Below are 20,184 nucleotides of genomic sequence, written 5' to 3'. Positions count from 1 at the left end.
CAGGCGCCGACCTCACGCGGCGTCGGCTGCGGTGGTCTCCCGGGAGCGGTACGCACGACCCGAGGCGAAGCGGTCGAGCGCGCCGGTGGCAGCGAGCGCTCGGGCGAGCACCCACGAGACGAGACCGGCGATCACGACGCCGGAGACGACCGCCGAGACGAAGTAGACCGCCCGTGCCTCGAAGGCGAGCGCGGCGACCGAGGAGAAGGTCGTGTCGAGCAGTGCGACAGCGAGACCGGCGAGGGCGCCCGAGAGCAGAGCGACGCCGAGGCGCCAGTTGGCGTAGGCGAACATCGCGAAGGCGAGCTCGGCGCCGAGGCCCTGGACCACGCCCCAGATCAGGGTCGTGAAGCCCCACTGGGTGCCGATCGCCATGGAGACGACCGCGGCCACGATCTCGGTGTAGAGCGCGGCACCCGGCTTGCGGATGATCAGACCGCCGAGCACGCCGGCGAAGAGCCAGCCTCCGGCGAGGAGGCCCGACAGGCCCGGGGTGAACGCCAGCGCGGTGTCGAGGACCGGCCAGGCCTGGCCCCACAGCCAGAAGACCAGCCCGGCGGCGACACCGATGACGCTGGCCACGACGATGTCGACGACGCGCCACGAATAGCGGTGAGTCCCGGTGGACGGGGACGCGGAAGTGTGCATTTTCTCTCCTCCCTGCGCTGGCATGACCCAGATCAGGTTCGACGGTCGAAGCGTGGATCGCTTCCTCTCAGCCCGGCTCACCGGACTCCCGTGGTTCCAGGCGAGTATAGACCCGCCCGCGAGGTACGTTAGGCGCATGGGACCCGACGCCACCGCGCCGCCGTCGCGGCGTGCGTTGCGCGAGAGTGCGACCGCGCCGCATCCGATCGTCGACGATGCCACCCCGACGCCCGCCGAGGCTGCGGGCGACGCCCCGCAGGCCGAGCCCTCCGGGCCCGTCCTCGATGATGCGCCCGCCGAAGTCGTCGCGGCGCAGTCCTCCGGCTTCCCCGCGCTGACCTGGGTCGACGAGAACCGGGTCTCGTCCACCGCCGCCCCGGCTTCTCTCGCCGTCGACGCGGCCCCCGTGGCGACGGGCACCGACCTGCTCGCCGGTGCGCCCCGTCGCTCGATCTTCCGACCCGGGGTTCTCGCGCCCGTCTTCGTGATCCTCGCCGTGACCGGCGCCTACGTCGCGACGACCCTGCTCTGGCCTCTCTACGCGGTCGCGCCGCAGATCGAGGCGGTCGCCGTACAGCCGGTCGCCGCGGCCGCCGCGACACCCGCGTGGCCGGCCGACGGCGGCGCCGCCCTCACCGTCGCGGGAGCCGGGGGGATCCTCTCGTCATCGTCGGAGGCCGAGTCGATCGCGAGCATCACCAAGGTCGTCACCGCGCTCGTCGTTCTCGACGCGATGCCGCTCGCCGCCGGCGAGGCCGGTCCTGATTTCGCCTTCACCGCAGCCGACCGCCGGCAGTACTGGGCCGACCGCGCCGCCGGCGAATCGGCGCTCGACGTGCCGGTGGGCGGAACGCTCAGCGAGTACCAGATGCTCGAGGGGCTGCTGGTGGGTTCGGCGAACAACTACGCCGACCGCCTCGCGGGCAACCTGTACCCCTCCGATGCGGTCTTCGCGAGCGCGGCGCGATCCTGGCTCACGGCCCACGGCATCTCGGGCATCACGATCGAAGACCCCTCGGGCATCGTCGCAGGCAACGCCGCCACCCCCGAGGCGCTCATCCCTCTCGCGATGAAAGCCCTCGAGAACCCCGTCATCGCCGAGATCGTCGCCAAACCCGAGGTCGACCTGCCCGGCGCCGGCCGTGTCGGCAACACGAACGACCTGCTGAACGACCCGGGAGTGGTCGGTCTCAAGACCGGCACCCTCGACGCGTACAACCTGCTCGCCGCGAAGGACATCACGGTCGGCGACACCACCGTGCGCGTCTTCGGCTCGGTGCTCGGTCAGCCCGACCGCGCGACGCGGGATGCGGCGATGCGCAGCCTCTTCGCGCAGATCGAGACCGAGCTGCAGCCCGAGCCCTCGGTGCCCGCGGGCACCCGCGTCGGCAAGATCGAGACGGCGTGGGGCGAGTCGGTCGACGTCGTGACCGCCGACGACGCCGTCGTCGTGCTCTGGAACGGCGGCGCGGCCACCCCGGCCGCCGACTTCTCGCTGGGCGACGCGGTCGACGAGGGCGCCGCCGTGGGCACGCTCGTCGTGACCGGCCCGCTCGACGCGGACTCCGTCGAGGTGCGCCTCTCCGGAGACATCGAACCTCCGACGGCCTGGTGGCGCCTCACCCACCCGCTCGAACTGCTGGGCCTCACCGGCTGACGCCGGGTGACGCCCGCCGCGGCTCAGACGTGCCGGACGCGCTGCTGCAGTCGGGTGCGGATGTCGAACAGCTCGGTGCCGCCGATGTCGCGGGCGCCGGTGACGCCCTGCCGCAGCAGGGTCGACAGGCCCGATTGCGACACCACGGCGACGGGCACGCCCCGCACCTTGCCGAGGTCGGTGACCGCGCCGAGCACGTCGCCGTCGGGCAGCACCACGATCGCGCCGCTGAAGCGCACCCCGGCGGCGCGGGCGATCACACGCTGTCGTGAGACGAGCTCGGTCACGGGAGCCCCGGCGACGTGGGCGCCGACGATCTCGCCGCGGCGGAAACCGATCGGACCGCCGAAGTCCTCCGAGAGCACCGCATAGAGTCCGCTCGGGCCGAGCACGATGTGGTCGAGCTTGTCTTCGGGGTCTCCGTCGCGCGAGGCGTCGACGTCGTGCCACACCGTGTACCCCATGCCGAGGTCGGCGACGATGCGGGCGGTCGCCTCCTCGGCGAGCGCGTCGGCGAGCATGCGGCGCAGTTCGTGGGGCGCCGAGCGGACGAGCTGGGGATCGTAGGGATCGGGCAGATCGACCCCGCGCCCGACCCACTCGCGCACGAGCGTCAGATAGCGCTCGCGCCGCCACCCGCCGGGCTGGCCGTGCGTCCGGGCGCGCGGCCGCGTGTCGGCGCGGGGAGCGCTCGCCCGCGGCGCCGACCACTCCGGGGCCTGCGCGCCGCGACCGCGGTCGTACGACGCGCGCGCGTCGGGGGTTCCGATGAGCTCCCACGCGCGCTGCACCTGGACGAAGACCGCGGCATCGCCACCGGTGTCGGGGTGGGTCTGCCGCAGTCGCAGACGGTACGCGCGACGAAGTTCCTCGTCGTCGACGTCGGCGGTCACGCCGAGCACCTCGTAGGCCGACGCGGACACCGGGCTGTCGAACACCTCACCCTCCCCTGCCGCGCGCACACGCAGCATCCGACAGGCTAACCCGACGCGGGTGTGCGAGGGCTGTCAGTCGCGCCGACGGCGGTGGGCGTACGCGGCGGCGCTGCGGCTGGACAGCGCCAGCAGGATGAGGATGTCGAGCGCCAGCGTCACCAGCGTGGTGCCCACCCGGATGTCCTGCCCCTGCGCCCACCACCCGGTGAACGCCGTCGAGATCGACAGCACCGCGAAGACCATCACGACCACGCGCGGGAAGTTGCGTCCGCGCAGGATCAGCAGCCCGAAGACGGCCTCGCCGAGCAGGAACCCGCCGACGACGACGAGGAAGACCACGAGCGTCACGCCCAGGAGCTCGGGGGTGAGGTCGGCCGGGTCGTCGTCGTAGACGCTCACCCACGACGACCAGTCCAGCGCGACGGTGACGAGCCAGTAGAGGCCCGCGGCGACGCGCAGGAGCACGAGCGCGGCTCCCGATGTCGTCGAGATCGGCCGTTTCATCGACGGGTCGGCGCGCGGCCTCTCGAGGGCTGCGGGCAGTTCGAACGCCGCCCGCTTCTCGGGAGGGCGCTCTTCGCGACGGCTCATACGGCCACCCCCGTCTCGATCGCGCTCACATCGAGGATGGGCAGGTCGCCGTCGGTGCGGATGCTGTCGCCCCCGCCGTTGCGCGAGTGGTACCCGGTGGAGAAGTCGCGGATGACGTCGACCTTCACGCGCGGTTCGGCCGCCGTGAGGGAACCGACGATGTGGTCGCGTTCGATGTCGGTGTCGGCGTCGATGCGGTGGGTGACCTGGAGCGTGAACAGCGACAGGCCCACCGCCGTGTCGAACGTGCCCGCCGCGACCCATTCGACGCGATAGCCGCCCGGCAGGAGCCACCCGTCGGGGCATCGCCAGAAGCGCACGTGATGACGCTGAGAGGGATTGCCGGCGAACTCCTGCTGGTAGGCGAAGTCCTGCTGCCGACCGAACAGGAAGAGCGGACTCACCGGCGCCTCGTCGTAGCTGCGGCGCGTCACGGTGGACGTGATGATGCGCCACGACGACCGCAGGGTCACCGGATCGGCCGGCCGCCACGACGCCGCCACGAGGGCCGCCTCGATCTGCTCGCGCGTTCCCATGAACGCGAGGTTCACCGGGTCGCCGAGCAGGCCGTCGCTCGTGCGGGCGCGCCCGATGAAGTAGTCGGGCACGTAGACGGCCGTGAGGATGCGGTGCAGGCGCGGCAGCACGAGGTAGGCCAGCAGCACCCAGAACGCGATCGCCATGGGGATGCCCCACCAGCCGACGGCGAAGGTCTCGGTGAAGCCCAGGTACGCGAGCCAGACCGACGCGAGACCCGCGAAGACGAAGAAGAACCAGTCGAGCGCGGCAGAGAAGGTGCGCGGGCGTCGCTTCTTCGTCGTGGCCATCTCAACTCCAGAGCGGGGTGGCGGGTCGATGGGCGAACGCCTCGGCGAGCGTGGCGGGGGCGATCTCGTCGAGCGACGCCGGAGCCCACCGGGGCGAGCGGTCCTTGTCGACGAGCTGCGCGCGGATGCCCTCGAGCAGGTCGGGCTGGGTCGCGGCGAACCACAGCACGAGCCCGTACTCCTGCTCGAGCGCCGCACGGAGGTGCGGCAGCGAGCGGGCGCGGCGGACGGCCTCGAGCGTCACGACCAGCGCCGTGGGCGAGAGCTCGCCGAGCGTGTCGGCGGTGGCGGCGGCTTCGGGCTCCGGCCGTGCGCGCAGACGTTCGACGATCTCGCCCACGGTCTCGGCGGCGAACGCGTCGTCGATCCATACCCGGGCCGCCTCGAGCGGGGACGGCGGCGGGGTCTCGTCGAAGAGCAGCACCATCTCGGCCGGCGTGGACGGATCGGCCCGCGTCTCGAGGGCGTCGCGCAGCGCGTCGAGGTTCTCACTCGGGACGACGTGGTCGGCGAAGCCGGCGTAGACGGCGTCCGCGCCGTTCATCGACGCGCCCGTCAGAGCGAGGTACTCGCCGAGACGGCCGGGCGCCCGGCCGAGCAGCCAGCTGCCGCCGACGTCGGGCGTGAAGCCGATTCGGGTCTCGGGCATCGCGAGCATCGACCGCTCGGTGACGACGCGTACGGTCGCGTGCCCGGCCAGGCCGATGCCCCCGCCCATCGTGATGCCGTCGGCGAAGACGACGATCGGCGTCGGGTACTCGGCGATGCGGGCGTTCAGGGCGTACTCGTCGCGAAAGAAGACACCCGCCGCGTCCGGGTCGCCGGAACGGATCTGGTCGGCGAGCCCGCGCACGTCACCGCCGGCGCAGAACCCGCGGTCACCGGCTCCGTCGAGCAGCACGATCCCGACGTCGGGCTCGTGCTCCCATTCGTCGAGCGCCGTGCGGAGACTCCTCACCATGCCGAGGTCGAGCGCGTTCAGGGCTTTCGGGCGATCCAGCGTGAGGCGTCCGAGCCCGCTCGCGGCTCGGGCGATCACACGGGGTTCGGTCGCAGCATCCACTCCGTCACGGTAGCGCGCCGGGCGCGGCACGGTCAGAGACGGAAGGAAATGCGGGATCGGGGGGTGTTTCCGCCAAGATGGAAGGAACGCACGCATGAACGGGAGGTTTCGGCATGCCAGACGGACAGGTGCTGGAATTCTCCGGGCTCGTCAAGCGCTTCGGCCCGGTGACCGCGGTCGACGGCCTCACGGCTCGCGTCGAGCCGGGCCTGGTGACCGGCTTCCTGGGGCCGAACGGCGCCGGGAAGACGACGTCGCTGCGGATGCTGCTCGGACTCGTCCGCCCGACGGAGGGCACCGCCACGATCGGCGGGCGCACCTACGACAAGCTCGACCGACCCCTGCAGAGCGTGGGCGCCGCGCTCGAAGCATCGAGCTTCCATCCCGGGCGCACCGCCGCGAACCACCTCAAGGTCTACGCCGATGCGGGGGGCGTCCCCCGCGCCCGCGTCGACGAGGTGCTCGGGCTCGTCGGGCTCTCCGACGTCGGCGGGCGCAAGGTCGGCGGCTACTCGCTCGGCATGCGTCAGCGGCTCGGTCTCGCCTCGGCGCTGCTCGGCGACCCCGGCGTGCTCGTGCTGGACGAGCCCACGAACGGCCTTGACCCCGAGGGGATCCGCTGGATGCGGGGCCTGCTGCGCACCCTCGCCGGCGAAGGCCGCACCGTGCTCATCTCGTCTCACCTGCTGGCCGAAGTGCAGCAGACCGTCGACGCCCTGCTCATCATCGCCTCGGGCAAGCTCGTCTTCCAGGGCGGTATCGAAGACCTCGCCGAACGCAGCGAACACGCGACGATCGTCGACGCCCCCGACCGCGCGGCCCTCATCGCCGCGATCGAGGCCGCCGGACTCGAGTACGCGGTGCTGCGCAACGGCCTGACCGTTCACCGGGTCGAACCGGCGGAGGTGGGCGCGATCGCCGGCGCGGCAGGCGTCGTGCTGTCGAGCCTGCAACGCCGCGGGGCCGGGCTCGAGGAGATCTTCCTCGACCTCGTCAACGGCGTGGTCGTCGCGCCCCCGGCGGATGCTGCGCCGAGCCCTCCGCTTCCCGCGGTCGAGTCCGAGCCGGTTCCTTCGCCTGAGCCGACCCCTGAGCCCGAGCCGGCTCTCGAGCCCCAGCCCGAACAGGCCCCCGAGGCCCAGCCCGAGTCGGCCCCTGAGCCCCCGCAGGCCCCTGCGCCTGCCGAAGGGGCCACGCCGTCCGACGCTTCGACGAGCTCAGCGACCGACTCCCCCGAGCCCGAGCCGGCGCCGTCGACCGCGGCCTTCGCCGTCGCCGCCACCGGCGTGATCGACGTGGTGCCGCCCGCCGAGAGCGACCCCGCCGAGGAGGAGCAGCGATGAGTCTCGCAACCGCCACCCGCTCCGAGCTGACCAAGCAGTTCACCACCTCGATCTGGTGGATCCTCGCCCTGGTGCTCGCCGTCTACGTCGCCTTCGTGGCGGCCGGTTTCGGCTGGGCCCTCGCCGCCGTCGCCACCGGATCCCTGCCCGGGAGCACCGGCCCCGCCCTCCCGGTCGACACCCTCCCGCCGGTGATCTACAGCGTCGCCACCTCCTTCGGCTACGTCTTCCCGCTGCTCATCGGCACGCTGATGGTCACGTCGGAGTTCCGGCACAAGACGCTCACCCCCTCGTTCCTCGCCACCCCGCGCCGCGGCACGGTGCTCGCCGGCAAGGTCGTGGTCGCGCTCGCGATCGGCGCCCTCTACGGCGTGATCGGAACGATCGCCGCCGTGGGTCCGGGTGCGCTCGTGCTCGCCGCATCCGATGTTCCGACCCTGCTCGGCGAGAGCGACACCTGGGCCATGCTCGCCCGCATGGTGCTGTCGTTCGCGCTCTGGGCTCTCGTGGGCCTCGGCGTCGGAACGATCGTGCGCAACCAGGTCGTGGCCATCGTGCTCGTGCTGGCGTTCACCCAGTTCATCGAACCGATCGCGCGTGTCGCGGGCGCGTTCGTCGAGGGCATCGAGCCGATCGCCCGCCTGCTCCCCGGTGCCGCCGGCGACGCGCTCGTCGGCAGCAGCGCCCTGTCGGTCGCGGCGGCCAGCGCCACCGAACCGCTCGAATGGTGGGTCGGCGGACTCGTGCTGCTCGGCTACGCGGTCGTGTTCCTCGTCATCGGACAGTTCACGACCTGGCGTCGCGACGTCGACTGACTCGGGTCAGCCCCGTCGGCGGGGCTTCTTCTTCGCGATCGCGGCGACGTCCTCGGGTTCGCCGTCGACCTCCAGGCGCAGAGCTTGGAGCAGCGAGGCGCCGTGCTGCGTCGTGAGGATCAGCCGTTCGAACTCGTCGTGGCCCTCGAGGTCGATGACCACGCTCGACCGGCGCCGACGGATGAGCACCAGATCGTTGCCTCCGGCGGACTTCCACGTGCCCATCGCAACCGCGACGGGCAGGTAGATGCCCGGGTTCGGAACGCCGCGCAGCCACGTCCAGGCGTCGTCGGTGAGCTGGGCGCGCACGATCGTCTCCCGCGGCACCCTCAGGTTGCCGCGCCGGAACGACATGGCCTTCTCGGTCGGCGACAGCACGACCTCGAGCTGTGTCGAATCGAGCAGGAGGGAGACCATGTCTCCATCCTGCCAGCGGTCGACGTCTCATTCCGGGCCGGATGCTCACAGGACGACAACGATCCACCGCACGACCGTCGGCCCCGGCGCGCGGGAGGCGGGATAGCCTGAATCCATGAGCGTCGGCAGCACCGTATCTCCCGTCGCCGACCTGCTCGACGCACTCCGCGGGGGCGCGGCTCTCGACGCCGACGCAGCCGAGGTGCTGCTCGCGGCGACCGGTGCCGACCTCGAGGCGCTGCTCGACCTCGCGACGACGACCCGTGACGAGGGACTCGCGGCCGCCGGCCAGCCCTCGGTCATCACCTACTCGCGCAAGGTGTTCGTGCCGTTGACGACGCTCTGCCGCGACCGCTGCCACTACTGCGTCTTCGTCGACACCCCGGGGCAGCTGCTGAAGAAGCGCAAGCCGGCCTTCATGTCTCCCGAGCAGGTGCTCGCGGTCGTGCGGCAGGGCCAGGCGATGGGCTGCAAAGAGGTGCTGCTCACGCTGGGCGACCGGCCCGAGGACCGCTGGCCCGAGGCCCGAGCCTGGCTCGACGAGCACGGCTATGCATCGACCCTCGACTACGTCGCCGCGATCGCGCGACTGGTCACCGCCGAGACGGGGCTCCTCGCCCATGCGAACCCGGGTGTCATGCACGCCGAAGAATTGCGGATGCTGCGCCCCACCGCCCCGTCGATGGGCATGATGCTCGAGACCACCTCGCGCCGACTCTTCGAGGAGCCCGGGCAGGTGCACTTCGGGTCGCCCGACAAAGACCCCGACCTGCGGCTCAAGGTGATCGACGAGGCCGGCGCGGCGGGCATCCCGTTCACCACGGGCATCCTCGTCGGGATCGGCGAGACCCTCCGCGATCGAGCCGAGTCGCTCATCGCGATGCGCGAGCTGCACGAGCGTCACGGGCACGTGCAGGAGATCATCGTGCAGAACTTCCGGGCGAAGCCGCGCACGGCCATGCAGGACGCCCCCGACGCCGACCTTGTCGAGTACGTCGCCGCGGTCGCCGTGGCCCGACTCGTCTTCGGGCCCCACATGCGCATCCAGGTGCCGCCGAACCTCTCCGACGCTGCCGAGTTCGCCCTCCTCGTGCGCGCGGGCGCCGACGACTGGGGCGGCATCTCGCCGCTGACGGCCGACCACGTCAATCCCGAGCGCCCGTGGCCGCACCTCGACGACCTCGCGCGCATGACGGCCGAGCTCGGCTTCACCCTGCGCGAGCGCCTGACCGCCCAGCCCCCGTTCGTCCGCGACGCCGCCCGGTGGATCGACCCGGCCCTCCACGCCGCCGTCGCCGCCCTCGCCGATCCCGCGACGGGGTTGGCCGCCGACGTGACGGCGGCACCCCGCGAACCGTACTCAGGCTCATCAGCGCCGTCGTCTTCGGGCACCCCCGCAATCGCGGCGCAGCGCGCCGACGACGAGGCATCCAGCCCGGGTACGGGCGGAAGCCGCGCGCGCGCGACCGGGAACGCCTCACCCGACCGGCGACCGACCAGCGACGCACGGCGCCTCGCGGAAGCCGCCGCGGCCGATCCTCTGGCGCTCGACGACGCCGAGTGGGTGACGCTGCTGGAGGCGACGGGGCCCGACCTCGACGCCCTCGCGGCCACCGCCGACGACGTGCGCCGGTACACCGTCGGTGAGACCGTCAGCCTCGTCGTCAACCGCAATCTGTCGTCGTCCGGCTTCCGCGCCGCCGGTCGCGGCGGCCCGGGCACGTTCGGCCTCGACGACGTCGCGCAGATCGCCGCCGACGCGGCCGACCTCGGTGCCACCGAGGTGTGCGTGCAGGGGCGGCTCGATGCGGCGGAAGATCCCCGCGCCTACCTCGGCATCGCGCGAGCGGTGAAGGACGGAGCCCCCGGCATCCACCTGCACGCCTATCGGCCGCAGGACGTGTGGGACCTCGCCGACCGCGGCGGGCTCGGTCTCGACGGCGCCCTCGCCGCTCTCCGCGAGGCGGGCGTCGACACCGTCCCCGGCACCGGCGTGAAGGTGCTCAGCGAGCGCGTGCGCGCCCTCGTCTCCCCCGGCGACACCGAGATCGACCACTGGATCGAGGCGATCACCGCGGCCCATCGCGCGGGCTTCCGCTCGACATCGGTGCTGTTCTACGGCCACGTCGAGACGGCCGCCGAGCGCGTCGCGCACCTGCGCGAACTTCGCCGCATCCAGGGCGAGACGAACGGGTTCACCGAGTTCGTGCCCATTCCTCTCCCCCCGGCACCGCTCGCCAGCGGCGCCGGCCCTCTCCCCCCGGCACCGCTCGCCAGCGGCGCCGGCCCTCTCCCCCCGACACCGCTCGCCAGCGGCGGCGGCGTCCCCCTCGTCGCCGGGCGCGCTGCGCTCGACGAGCACCGCGCGATGGTGGCGGTCTCTCGCCTTCTGCTCTCCGGCAGCATCCCTCACGTGCAGATCCCGTGGACCCGGGTCGGGACGGATGCTGCGGCCGAGCTGCTGCGATCGGGCGGCGACGACCTCGGGGGCGCGCTCCTCGACGGACGCGTCCTCCCCGACGCCGGGGTCGAGCAGGGGCTCGAGCTGCCGGTCGCCGACGCCTCCCGCATCGCCGCACGCCTGTTCCGCCCGTTCCGCCTCCGCACCACCGACTACGGCACCCCGACCAGAGGGCCGGGCGTCGCGTGACCCGGGTCGACGTCGCGATCGTCGGGGCGGGGTTCGCCGGCCTCGGCATGGCGATGGCGCTGCGCCGCGCGGGCCGCGACGACTTCGTCGTGCTCGAGCGCGGTGAGACGGTCGGCGGCACCTGGCGCGACAACACCTACCCCGGGGTCGCCTGCGACGTGCCGTCGCACCTCTACGGTTTCGCCGCCCACCCGCACCCGACGTGGTCGGCCACCTTCGCGCCGGGGCCCGAGATCCACGCGTACCTCGAAGCCGTAGCCGAACACGAGGAGCTCGGCGACCGCCTGCGCCTGCGCACCCCCGTGCTGGGAGCGGAGTGGGATGCTGCGGCCGCGCTCTGGCGGATCGACGCGGGCGGGGAGACGATCGAGGCCTCGTCGCTCGTCCTGGCGTGCGGGCGCCTGACCGAACCCCACGTGCCGTCGATCCCGGGGCTCGAGTCGTTCCCCGGCGCGATCTTCCACTCGGCGCGATGGGACCACTCCGTGGAGCTCTCGGGCGCGCGGGTCGCGGTCGTCGGCACCGGCGCGAGTGCCGTCCAGCTCGTGCCCGAGCTCGCCCGCACCGCCGACGTCACGCTCTTCCAGCGCACTCCCGCCTGGATCGTCCCCCGCGGCGGGCGCGACTACAGCGCCGACGAGCAGCAGCGATTCGCCAGCCATCCCGACGAGCTCGCGCGGCTGCGCGCCGAGCTCTTCGTCGAGGGCGAGGCGCGCTTCGCCTCGCGCTCGGGCGATGCCGCCGCCTCGGCCGCCGCCCTCGCGGTCGCTCTCGCGCACCTCGCGCGTCAGGTCGCCGATCCCGCGCTCCGACAGGCGCTCACGCCCGACTACGCCTTCGGCTGCAAGCGGGTGCTGCTCTCGGACGAGTTCTACCCGGCGGTCGCCTCCGACGCGGTCACCCTCGAAGCATCCGCCCTCGCATCGGTGGACGGCACCACCCTCGTCGCCGGAAGCGGTGCGCGGCACGAGGCCGACGTCATCGTGCTCGCCACCGGATTCGCCGCCTCGCAGCAGCCGTACGCCGAGCTGGTGCGCGGCGAGGGCGGAACGACGCTCGCGGAGCACTGGGCCGGCGGCATGACGTCGTTCGCGTCGACGGTCGTGCCGGGCTTCCCGAATCTCTTCGTGCTCAATGGGCCGAACGCCAGCCTCGGCCACAACTCGTCGGTGCTGATGAGCGAGGAGCAGGCGGCGTACGTCGTCCGCGCGCTCGTCGAGCGCGACCGTCGCGCCGACGGCGTGCTGCGCACACGGCCCGAGGCCGAGGCGGCGTACACCGACGAGATCGCGACCGCCGCCGCATCCACCCCCTGGCTCACCGGTGGCTGCGGCAACTGGTACGTCGACGATCGTTCGGGGCGGCTCACGCTGTTGTGGCCCGGGACCGTGCAGGCTTTCCGCGAGCGGCTCGCCGCCGCGGACGGAAGCGAGTTCGAACCCGCGCACGCGCCCTCGCGTCACGGCCAGACCAGAGGAGAGACGACATGACCGTCCCGTTGCGTTTCGGATACAAGGCGTCCAGCGAGCAGTTCGGTCCGTCCGAGCTGCTCGAGTTCGCCGTGCTCGCCGAGGAGATGGGCTTCGACTCCGTCTTCCTCTCCGACCACCTCCAGCCGTGGATGCACGAGGGGGGCCACGCCCCCGCCGCACTTCCGTGGCTCGGAGCTCTCGGAGCCCGTACCTCGACCATCGTGATGGGCACATCGGTGCTCACCCCGACGTTCCGCTACCACCCGGGCGTCGTCGCGCAGGCCTTCGCGACCCTCGGCGTGATGTACCCGGGACGGATCATCCTCGGAGTCGGCACGGGCGAAGCGCTCAACGAGGTCACGCTCGGTCTCGAGTGGCCCGAGCCGCCCGAGCGGTTCCAGCGCCTCAAGGAGGCGATCATCCTCATCGAGAAGCTCTGGGCCGACGAGCGCGTCACCTACGAGGGGAAGTACTACTCGGTCAAGGACGCCACGATCTACGACCGTCCGCCGGCCGACCAGACCGTCCCGATCTACATCGGCGCGTCGGGGCCGGCTGCCACGCGCCTGGCCGGACGCATCGCCGACGGCTACATCACCACGAGCGGGAAGGACCCGGCGCTCTACACCGACACGCTGCTGCCCGCTCTCGCCGAGGGGCTGGAGAAGGCCGGACGCGAGGCCGACGCGATCGACACGATGATCGAGGTCAAGGTCTCGTACCACCCCGACCACGACACCGCGATGGAGAAGACCCGTTTCTGGGCGCCGCTCGCGCTCTCCCCCGAGGAGAAGCGCGACGTGCACGATCCGCTCGAGATGCAGCGGCTCGCCTCCGAGCTGCCGCTGGAGCGCGCGGCATCGCGATTCATCGTCTCGACCGACCCCGACGAGCACGTCGAGAAGATCGCACGATACGTCGAGCTGGGCTTCCGCCACCTCGTGTTCCACGACCCCGGGCACGACCAGGCGGAGTTCCTGCGGATGTACGGGGCCGAGATCCTGCCGCGCCTGCGCGCGCGCTTCGCCGACTGAGCCCTCCTCGGCAAGCCCGCCCCCGTTCGCCCCGCCCTCGGGCAGAATTGTCGTGATGTCTCTGTCTGACCGCTTCTCGCCGCGCTCCTCGCCCGCGCCGGCCGAACACGGAAGCCCCGGGTGGGTCGTCATCGTGCCGGTGAAGTCGTCGGACGTCGGCAAGTCGCGGTTGTCGGATGCCGCGCCCGACCGTGCGGCGCTGGCCCGCGCGCTGGCGCTCGACACGATCGCGGCCGCGGCCGCGGCCACGGCGGTCGAACGGGTGATCGTCGTGACCGAGGACTCCGACATCGCCGCCGCCGTGCGCCGGATGCGGACGGTCGACGTCGTCCGTGAGGGCGACACCCGCGGACTCGACGCCGCGATCGCGACCGGGGCGGCCGCCGCCGGATCCGACGTCCCGCGCGCGGCCCTGCTCGGCGACCTTCCGGCGCTGCGTCCGTTCGACCTCGACACCGCTCTCGAGGCCGCCGAGGCCGTGGAGCGCGGGGTCGTCGCCGACGCCGAGGGCGAGGGCTCGACGCTCGTGACCGCCCGGGCCGGCGCGACCTGGCTCTCGGCCTTCGGCGAAGACTCCTTCTCGCGCCACAAACTGCTCGGCTGCACGCCCCTCGACGTCCCCGTCGACTCGACCCTGCGTCGCGACGTCGACACCGCCGAGCAGCTGGCCGCAGCATCCGCCCTGGGTCTGGGCGAGCGCACCGCCGCGGTGCTGGCGTCGTCTGCGGCCTAGCCCCGGTGGACTGAGCGCACGGGTTCTGCACGAGCACACGGGTCGGGGTCGGCCAGAGGTCGTGCGCTCGTGCGCAAGCCGTGACGTCGCGGGCGGATCAGACGCCGGCCGCCTCGAGCGCCGACGCGACGATCGCGGCGGATGCCGCGACGTCGCTCATCCACAGCGGGGAGACGACGGGCCGGATGCCTGCCGCCTCGACCGCAGCGGCAGCGTCGGCGTCTTCGGTCGCGACGAGCCACGCGTCGAGCAGGCCGCCCGTCGCCCGCGCACCGTAGTGCGCCGCGACGGCGGCGGCCGAGGTCTCGACGCCGATCGCGGCGAGGCAGACGTCGGCCATCCCACGCACCACCCTGCCGCCGATGATCGGTGAGACGCCCACGACGGGCGCGGATGCTGCGGCCAGCGCCTCACGCACCCCCGGCACCCGCAGGATCGGACCGATGGAGACGACGGGGTTGGACGGCGCGATCAGCACCACGTCGGCGGCGGCGATCGCCTCGGCCACACCGGGCGCGGGCACGGCCGACGCGACCCCGGGGTTGTCGAAGCGGGACGGCGCGAGGGTGGCGCGGTACCGCGTCCACCACTCCTGGAAGTGCAGGTCCCGGCCGTCCTCGAGCAGCACGCGCGTGTCGACCTCCGCATCGGTCATCGGCAGCATCCGCACCCCCAGCGGCCAACGGGCCGACAGCCGCTCGACGACCTGCGTCGGGGTCGCTCCGTCGCGCAGCCATCCGGTGCGGGCGAGGTGCGTGCCGAGATCGAGGTCACCGAGGGTGAACCACGGCCAGCCCGCACCCCACGCCTGAAGTTCCTCGTTGACGCGCTCGGTGTCGCCCTGACGCCCCCACCCGCGCTGGGTGTCGTTGACCCCGGCGAGCGCGTAGAGGATCGAGTCGATGTCGGGCTGCAGCCGCACACCCGAGAGCCACAGGTCGTCGCCGGTGTTGACGACGACCGTCGCCTCGGGGGCGCCGCGGCGCGCGAGGGCCTCGCGGACGCCGAGCGTGAACTTCGCCCCGCCGACCCCGCCGGCGAGCACGACGACGCGGGTCATGCGCGCAACGCGCTCACTGCGCGAGGAGCGTGGGGTCGAGGGCGGACGCTGCGGCGCGGGCCGCGGCCGGGAGCGCCGACACGATGCGGTCGAGGGCGGCCTCGTCGTGCGCGGCGGTGAGGAACCACGCCTCGTAGACGCTCGGCGGGAGGGAGACGCCCGCGTCGAGCATCGCGTGGAAGAACGGCGGGTAGCGCCAGGCGTCCTGCGTCAGCGCGGTGGCGTAGTCGTGGGGCGCGTCGGGGAGGAACGCGACCCCGAACAGCGAGCCCGCGCGCGGCACGGCGTGCACGACGCCCTCGGCGGTGAGGGCCGACGACAGCGCGTCGGCGACGACGGCCGCCGCGGCGTCGACCCGGGCGTAGACCTCGGGGGTGGCCAGACGCAGGGTGGCGATACCGGCCGCGACCGACAGCGGGTTCCCCGAGAGGGTGCCCGCCTGGTAGACGGGGCCGAGCGGGGCGAGGGCGTCCATGACGTCGGCGCGACCACCGAGGGCGGCCAGCGGCATCCCTCCCCCGACGACCTTCCCGAACGTGAAGAGGTCGGGAGTGAAGGCCTCGCCGGCCTCGGCCTGCAGACCCCAGTACCCCGCGGGGTGCACGCGGAACCCGGTGAGCACTTCGTCGATGATGAGGAGCGCGCCGTTGTCGTGGGCGATGTCGGCGAGTGCGGCGTTGTAGCCGGGAAGCGGCGCGACGACGCCCATGTTCGCCGCGGCCGCCTCGACGATCACGGCGGCGATGCGGTCGCCGTGCAGCGCGAAGGCCTCGCGCACCGCGTCGAGGTCGTTGTAGGGCAGCACGAGGGTCTGCGCGGCGATCGGGGCGGGAACACCGGCCGATCCGGGCAGGGCGAGCGTCGCCACGCCCGATCCCGCGGCGGCCAGCAGCCCGTCGGAGTGGCCGTGGTAGTGCCCGGCGAACTTGATGAGGAGGTCGCGGCCCGTGACGCCGCGCGCGAGACGGATCGCGGTCATCGTCGCCTCGGTGCCCGTCGAGACGAGCCGCACCTTCTCGATGGGCTTCGCGTCGCCGACCGCCACCCGCTCGGCGATGAGCGAAGCGAGCTCGACCTCTGCGCCGGTCGGCGCGCCGAACGAGAGGCCGCGGGCGGCCGCCGCCTGCACGACCTCCACGATCTCGGGGTGCGCGTGTCCGAGGAGGGCCGGCCCCCAGGAGGCCACGAGGTCGACGAACTCGCGTCCGGCAGCATCCGTCACCGTCGCGCCGCGCGCCGACGCGAGGAATCGCGGCGTGCCGCCGACCGACCCGTAGGCGCGCACGGGCGAGTTCACCCCGCCCGGGATCACCTCGCGCGCGCGGTCGAACAGCTCGTCATTGCGATCGGTCATGGTCGGGTTCCGTCCCTAACTCAGGATGAATGGTGGTTGTCTCGCCCCCGGGCCGCTCCCGATCCCGATTCAGCCTGACTTGTTGCTGGAGCGCGGGCGACGCAGGCAGAGGCTGATCAGGGGGTGTCGCGCAGCCAGCGGGCGGCTTCGACGGCCCAGTACGTCAGGATCGCGTCGGCACCGGCTCGCCGGATGCCGAGCAGGCTCTCTTCGATCGCGCGGCGCCGGTCGATCCACCCGTGCGCCGCGGCCGCCTCGATCATCGCGTACTCGCCGGACACCTGGTAGGCCCAGACGGGGATGTCGACCGAGGCCCGCACCTCGGCGAGCACGTCGAGGTAGGGCATCGCGGGCTTGACCATGACGATGTCGGCGCCCTCCTCGGCGTCGAGCAGCGCCTCGCGCACGCCCTCGCGACCGTTGGCGGGGTCGAGCTGGTATGTGCGGCGATCGCCGACGAGCTGCGAGTCGACCGCTTCGCGGAACGGGCCGTAGAACGCCCCCGCGTACTTCGCCGAGTAGGCGAGGATCATCGTGTCGGTGAAGCCCTCGGCGTCGAGAGCAGCGCGCACGTGAGCGGTCTGGCCGTCCATCATCCCCGACAGGCCCAGAAGGGCGGAGCCCGCCCGCGCCTGCGCGAGGGCCATCGACGCGTACCGCTCGAGGGTGGCGTCGTTGTCGACCCGCCCCTGCGCGTCGAGGACGCCGCAGTGGCCGTGATCGGTGAACTCGTCGAGGCAGAGATCGGTCTGCACCACCAGCGCGTCGCCTACCTCGGCGACGAGCGCCTCGGTCGCGACGTTCAGGATGCCGCGAGGATCGTCGGCTCCGGAACCCCGCGAGTCGCGCACCGCGGGCACGCCGAAGAGCATGAGTCCGCCGACACCGGCGTCCGCAGCATCCGCCGCCGCACGCCGGAGCGAGTCGAGCGAGTGCTGCACGACCCCCGGCATCGACGAGATGGGCGACGGCTCGGAGATGCCCTCGCGCACGAACATCGGCAGCACGAGCTGCGACGGGGCGAGATGGGTCTCGCGCACGAGACGGCGGACGGCGGGCGACTGCCGCAGCCGCCGCGGACGGTGCTGCGGGAAGCTCACGGCGTGAACTCGTCGGCCGAGTGCGGGAGGGGGAAGCGCGCGACCGAGGCGATGAGCGAGTCGACGGTCTGCTGCTCGGCGATCACGTCGACGGCGAGCCCGGCGCGACGGGCGTCCTTCGCGGTGCGCGGGCCGATCGCGGCGATGACGGTGGAGTCGGGGATGCGGGGGAACTGCGCCTGCACCTGCTCGGCGACCGATCCGCTGGTCACGAGGATCGCGTTGATGCGGCCGGAGGTCACATCCCGGGCGATCTTGTCGGTGACGGGCACTCCGACCGTGCGGTAGGCCACGACGCTGCGCACGTCGTGCCCGGCCTCGATTAGCATCCGCGTGAGCACGGGCTTCGCGATCTCGCTGCGCAGCGCCAGCACCCGGCGGGAGTCGGGCTCGAGGGAGATCATCTGCTCGGCCATGCCCGCGGCGGAGTTGTCGCGCTCGGGAACGAGGTCGACCCGATAGCCGGCGGCCTGGAGGGCGGCGGCGGTCGTCTCGCCGACCGCGGCGACCTTCGTCGACGCGGGCAGCACGGCGCGGTAGGCGTAGAGCACGTCGACCGTCGTCGCGCTGGTCACGGTGAGCCAGTCGAACGCCCCCGCGGCGAGATCGCTGAGGGCGGCCTCGAGCGAGGCCTGGTCGTTCGTCGGCGCGAAGTTGATCAACGGCGCGATGACGGGGGTCGCTCCCTGGTTGCGCAGGGTCGCGGCGACACCGTCACCCCAGGGGCCGCCCCGCGGCACGAGGACGCGCCAGCCGGCCAGGGGCCGGTCGGGCGTCGGGGTGTGCCGTGGGCTGGAATTCATGGGGTCGACTCTCGTGGGACAAGATCGGCCGCCCCACGTTCGAGCAACCGATGTGCGACATCTTCCCCGGTGCGCGCAGCTCGCGCGATCGGGTCCGCACCATCGGCAGCAATCGCACCATCGCCGCTGCCTGCTGTCCGAGCATACCCCGGCTCGAGGCGCACGGTTCGGTCCATTCCGATGCGGTGCGCCCCGTCGAGGGCGTAGACCAGCGCACGGATCCGCAGATCGCCGTCCGACAGGGAGGCGTGCGCCCCCACCGGTGCGTGGCACCCCGCGTCGAGGGTGGCGAGCACGGCGCGCTCCGCCGTGATCTCGATCCGGGTCGGCAGATCGTCCAGCCGTCCGAGCGCTTCGAGCAGGTCGGATGCGGCGTCGGTCCGCGTCTCGACGGCGAGCGAACCCTGTCCCGGCGCGGTCGGCCACTCGTCGAGGCCCAGGGGCTCGGCGACGAGTCCGCCCAGGTCTCCGCCGAGTCTCGACAGACCGGCGGCGGCGAGCACCACCGCGTCGAGATCGCCGTCGCGCACGCGCGACAGCCGCGAGTCGACGTTGCCGCGCAGATCGCGCACCTGCACGCGGTGGTTGCGCCGCAGCACCTGCGCGATGCGGCGGGGTGACCCGGTGCCGACGACCGACCCCTGGGGCAGTTCGGACAGCGGTGTTCCGTCCCGGGTGATGACGACGTCCCTGGCGTCCTCGCGGGCCGGGGTGGCGGCGATCACGAGGCCGTCGGGCTGCGCCGTCGGGAGGTCTTTGAGCGAGTGGACGAGCAGGTCGCACTCGCCCGCGGCGAGCGCCTCCCGCAGGCCGTTCGCGAAGACGCCGCGGCCACCGAGCTGCGACAGAGAGGCGCGGTTGACGTCGCCCTCGGAGACGATCGGCACGAGGAGCACCTCGCGGCCGGACGTGCGGGTCAGCGCGTCGGCGAGCTGCTGCGATTGGGCGAGTGCCAGAGCGCTGCGTCGGGTGCCGAGGCGAAGGGGCGCGCTCATCGCGCCCGGCTCACTGCAGGACCTCGGGGATCTCGGCGAGGTCGAGCAGGCGGCCGGTGTAGAAGGGAACCTCTTCGCGTACGTGGCGGCGTGCTTCGGTGTACCGGAGCTCCCGCATCATGTCGACGAGGTCGGTGAGCTCGTCGGCCTCCATGGGGAGCAGCCATTCGTAGTCGCCGAGCGCGAAGGAGGCGACGGTGTTCGCGACGACGCCCGTGAAAGCGGCGCCCTTGCGTCCGTGATCCATGAGCATCGCGCGGCGCTCCTCCTCGGGGAGGAGGTACCACTCGTAGCTGCGCACGAACGGGTAGAGGCACAGCCACTCGCGGGCGTGCTCGCCCCGGAGGAAACCGGGCACGTGCGAACGGTTGAACTCGGCATCGCGGTGCACGCCCATGGCGTTCCACGTCGGCAGCAGGGTGCGCAGCAGCTCGGTGCGGCGCAGTCGACGCAGCGCCCGCTGCAGCGACTCGGCGTCGGGGCCGTGCAGCCACACCATCATGTCGGCGTCGGCGCGCAGACCGCTGACGTCGTAGAAGCCGCGGACGGTGACGGCCCCGCCCTGCTCGATCAGTGCGACGATGTCGGCCAGCTCGGTGCTGTCGGCCTCGCCGACGGGATTGTGGGGGTCGCGGCGGAAGACCGCCCACAGGGTGAAGGCGGATGCTGCGGAGTCATCGGGCATGA

19 protein-coding genes and 1 riboswitch are annotated in these 20,184 nt (G+C 72.7%); of the genes, 7 read left to right on the top strand and 12 right to left on the bottom strand.

Annotated features, from left to right (window positions below; translation table 11 throughout):
- Positions 1–12: 12 nt before the first annotated feature.
- The gene (locus FVP77_RS13550; protein ID WP_147895102.1) at positions 13–648 is read right to left on the bottom strand and encodes an ECF transporter S component; all 636 of its coding nucleotides are present in this window, start codon (positions 646–648) and stop codon (positions 13–15) included.
- Positions 641–750, bottom strand: a riboswitch (TPP riboswitch). It overlaps the preceding gene by 8 nt.
- Positions 751–784: 34 nt before the next feature.
- Between FVP77_RS13550 and FVP77_RS13545 the strand changes: the two genes are divergently transcribed.
- On the top strand, positions 785–2,305 hold the full coding sequence (locus FVP77_RS13545; RefSeq protein ID WP_187266941.1) for a D-alanyl-D-alanine carboxypeptidase family protein: 1,521 nt from the start codon (positions 785–787) through the stop codon (positions 2,303–2,305).
- 23 nt (positions 2,306–2,328) lie between these two features.
- On the opposite strand, the gene FVP77_RS13540 is transcribed toward FVP77_RS13545, so the two are convergent.
- The 4 genes from FVP77_RS13540 to FVP77_RS13525 all read right to left on the bottom strand — a co-directional run bounded on the left by FVP77_RS13540 (position 2,329) and on the right by FVP77_RS13525 (position 5,721).
- Positions 2,329–3,243 (bottom strand): nuclease-related domain-containing protein, encoded by a 915-nt coding sequence (locus FVP77_RS13540; RefSeq protein ID WP_147895682.1) that lies wholly within the window; start codon positions 3,241–3,243, stop codon positions 2,329–2,331.
- A gap of 69 nt (positions 3,244–3,312) precedes the next feature.
- Complete coding sequence (locus tag FVP77_RS13535; RefSeq protein WP_147895101.1) at positions 3,313–3,831, bottom strand: hypothetical protein; 519 nt, start codon at positions 3,829–3,831, stop codon at positions 3,313–3,315.
- Complete coding sequence (locus tag FVP77_RS13530; protein ID WP_147895100.1) at positions 3,828–4,658, bottom strand: LssY C-terminal domain-containing protein; 831 nt, start codon at positions 4,656–4,658, stop codon at positions 3,828–3,830. Before FVP77_RS13530 ends, FVP77_RS13535 begins: the two co-directional genes overlap by 4 nt.
- 1 nt (position 4,659) lies before the next feature.
- Complete coding sequence (locus FVP77_RS13525) at positions 4,660–5,721, bottom strand: enoyl-CoA hydratase/isomerase family protein (RefSeq protein WP_246134117.1); 1,062 nt, start codon at positions 5,719–5,721, stop codon at positions 4,660–4,662.
- Between the two features lie 113 nt (positions 5,722–5,834).
- Here FVP77_RS13525 and FVP77_RS13520 point away from each other — a divergent pair, with 113 nt between their 5' ends.
- Positions 5,835–7,064, top strand: coding sequence for an ABC transporter ATP-binding protein (locus FVP77_RS13520; RefSeq protein WP_147895098.1), 1,230 nt, complete (start codon positions 5,835–5,837; stop codon positions 7,062–7,064).
- Complete coding sequence (locus tag FVP77_RS13515; protein ID WP_147895097.1) at positions 7,061–7,879, top strand: ABC-2 transporter permease; 819 nt, start codon at positions 7,061–7,063, stop codon at positions 7,877–7,879. The genes FVP77_RS13520 and FVP77_RS13515 overlap by 4 nt, the downstream gene beginning before the upstream one ends.
- Before the next feature lie 6 nt (positions 7,880–7,885).
- Here the strand turns inward: FVP77_RS13515 and FVP77_RS13510 are convergent, their stop codons facing one another.
- Positions 7,886–8,296, bottom strand: coding sequence for a hypothetical protein (locus FVP77_RS13510; RefSeq protein ID WP_147895096.1), 411 nt, complete (start codon positions 8,294–8,296; stop codon positions 7,886–7,888).
- 115 nt (positions 8,297–8,411) lie between these two features.
- Between FVP77_RS13510 and cofG the strand changes: the two genes are divergently transcribed.
- The 4 genes from cofG to cofC are packed head-to-tail and all read left to right on the top strand — an operon-like array spanning position 8,412 to position 14,185.
- On the top strand, positions 8,412–10,946 hold the full coding sequence (gene cofG / locus FVP77_RS13505) for a 7,8-didemethyl-8-hydroxy-5-deazariboflavin synthase CofG (protein ID WP_147895095.1): 2,535 nt from the start codon (positions 8,412–8,414) through the stop codon (positions 10,944–10,946).
- On the top strand, positions 10,943–12,436 hold the full coding sequence (locus FVP77_RS13500) for a flavin-containing monooxygenase (protein ID WP_147895094.1): 1,494 nt from the start codon (positions 10,943–10,945) through the stop codon (positions 12,434–12,436). The genes cofG and FVP77_RS13500 overlap by 4 nt, the downstream gene beginning before the upstream one ends.
- Positions 12,433–13,452 (top strand): glucose-6-phosphate dehydrogenase (coenzyme-F420), encoded by a 1,020-nt coding sequence (fgd, locus tag FVP77_RS13495; protein ID WP_147895093.1) that lies wholly within the window; start codon positions 12,433–12,435, stop codon positions 13,450–13,452. Before FVP77_RS13500 ends, fgd begins: the two co-directional genes overlap by 4 nt.
- A gap of 55 nt (positions 13,453–13,507) precedes the next feature.
- Complete coding sequence (cofC, locus tag FVP77_RS13490; RefSeq protein ID WP_147895092.1) at positions 13,508–14,185, top strand: 2-phospho-L-lactate guanylyltransferase; 678 nt, start codon at positions 13,508–13,510, stop codon at positions 14,183–14,185.
- Between the two features lie 97 nt (positions 14,186–14,282).
- On the opposite strand, the gene cofD is transcribed toward cofC, so the two are convergent.
- The 6 genes from cofD to hemQ form a co-directional block, all read right to left on the bottom strand.
- A complete protein-coding gene (gene cofD / locus FVP77_RS13485; protein ID WP_147895091.1) occupies positions 14,283–15,245 on the bottom strand; it encodes a 2-phospho-L-lactate transferase in 963 nt (320 codons plus the stop codon).
- A 13-nt stretch (positions 15,246–15,258) separates the two neighbouring features.
- Positions 15,259–16,599, bottom strand: a complete 1,341-nt coding sequence (hemL, locus tag FVP77_RS13480) for a glutamate-1-semialdehyde 2,1-aminomutase (RefSeq protein WP_147895090.1) — start codon at positions 16,597–16,599, stop codon at positions 15,259–15,261.
- A gap of 116 nt (positions 16,600–16,715) precedes the next feature.
- On the bottom strand, positions 16,716–17,699 hold the full coding sequence (gene hemB, locus FVP77_RS13475) for a porphobilinogen synthase (RefSeq protein WP_147895089.1): 984 nt from the start codon (positions 17,697–17,699) through the stop codon (positions 16,716–16,718).
- Positions 17,696–18,502: a uroporphyrinogen-III synthase gene (locus tag FVP77_RS13470; RefSeq protein WP_147895088.1), complete on the bottom strand. Its 807-nt coding sequence runs from the start codon at positions 18,500–18,502 to the stop codon at positions 17,696–17,698. Before FVP77_RS13470 ends, hemB begins: the two co-directional genes overlap by 4 nt.
- Positions 18,499–19,497 carry a hydroxymethylbilane synthase gene (gene hemC / locus FVP77_RS13465; protein ID WP_147895087.1) on the bottom strand — a complete coding sequence of 333 codons (999 nt, stop codon included), beginning with the start codon at positions 19,495–19,497 and terminating at the stop codon, positions 18,499–18,501. The genes FVP77_RS13470 and hemC overlap by 4 nt, the downstream gene beginning before the upstream one ends.
- A gap of 10 nt (positions 19,498–19,507) precedes the next feature.
- Positions 19,508–20,182, bottom strand: coding sequence for a hydrogen peroxide-dependent heme synthase (gene hemQ / locus FVP77_RS13460; protein WP_187266940.1), 675 nt, complete (start codon positions 20,180–20,182; stop codon positions 19,508–19,510).
- Positions 20,183–20,184 lie beyond the last annotated feature (2 nt).

It is taken from the genome of Microbacterium hatanonis (assembly GCF_008017415.1).
Lineage (GTDB): Bacteria > Actinomycetota > Actinomycetes > Actinomycetales > Microbacteriaceae > Microbacterium > Microbacterium hatanonis.
The sequence above is the reverse complement of the archived record's forward strand: the minus strand, read 5'-3'. Positions and strand labels throughout refer to the sequence as shown.

Coding starts and splice junctions, on each gene's coding strand:
- FVP77_RS13550 (WP_147895102.1), bottom strand. CDS start 648: ATGCACACTTCCGCGTCCCCGTCCACCGGGACTCACCGCTATTCGTGG.
- FVP77_RS13545 (WP_187266941.1), top strand. CDS start 785: ATGGGACCCGACGCCACCGCGCCGCCGTCGCGGCGTGCGTTGCGCGAG.
- FVP77_RS13535 (WP_147895101.1), bottom strand. CDS start 3,831: ATGAGCCGTCGCGAAGAGCGCCCTCCCGAGAAGCGGGCGGCGTTCGAA.
- FVP77_RS13530 (WP_147895100.1), bottom strand. CDS start 4,658: ATGGCCACGACGAAGAAGCGACGCCCGCGCACCTTCTCTGCCGCGCTC.
- FVP77_RS13520 (WP_147895098.1), top strand. CDS start 5,835: ATGCCAGACGGACAGGTGCTGGAATTCTCCGGGCTCGTCAAGCGCTTC.
- FVP77_RS13515 (WP_147895097.1), top strand. CDS start 7,061: ATGAGTCTCGCAACCGCCACCCGCTCCGAGCTGACCAAGCAGTTCACC.
- FVP77_RS13510 (WP_147895096.1), bottom strand. CDS start 8,296: ATGGTCTCCCTCCTGCTCGATTCGACACAGCTCGAGGTCGTGCTGTCG.
- cofG (WP_147895095.1), top strand. CDS start 8,412: ATGAGCGTCGGCAGCACCGTATCTCCCGTCGCCGACCTGCTCGACGCA.
- fgd (WP_147895093.1), top strand. CDS start 12,433: ATGACCGTCCCGTTGCGTTTCGGATACAAGGCGTCCAGCGAGCAGTTC.
- cofC (WP_147895092.1), top strand. CDS start 13,508: ATGTCTCTGTCTGACCGCTTCTCGCCGCGCTCCTCGCCCGCGCCGGCC.
- cofD (WP_147895091.1), bottom strand. CDS start 15,245: ATGACCCGCGTCGTCGTGCTCGCCGGCGGGGTCGGCGGGGCGAAGTTC.
- hemL (WP_147895090.1), bottom strand. CDS start 16,599: ATGACCGATCGCAATGACGAGCTGTTCGACCGCGCGCGCGAGGTGATC.
- FVP77_RS13470 (WP_147895088.1), bottom strand. CDS start 18,502: ATGAATTCCAGCCCACGGCACACCCCGACGCCCGACCGGCCCCTGGCC.
- hemC (WP_147895087.1), bottom strand. CDS start 19,497: ATGAGCGCGCCCCTTCGCCTCGGCACCCGACGCAGCGCTCTGGCACTC.
- hemQ (WP_187266940.1), bottom strand. CDS start 20,182: ATGCCCGATGACTCCGCAGCATCCGCCTTCACCCTGTGGGCGGTCTTC.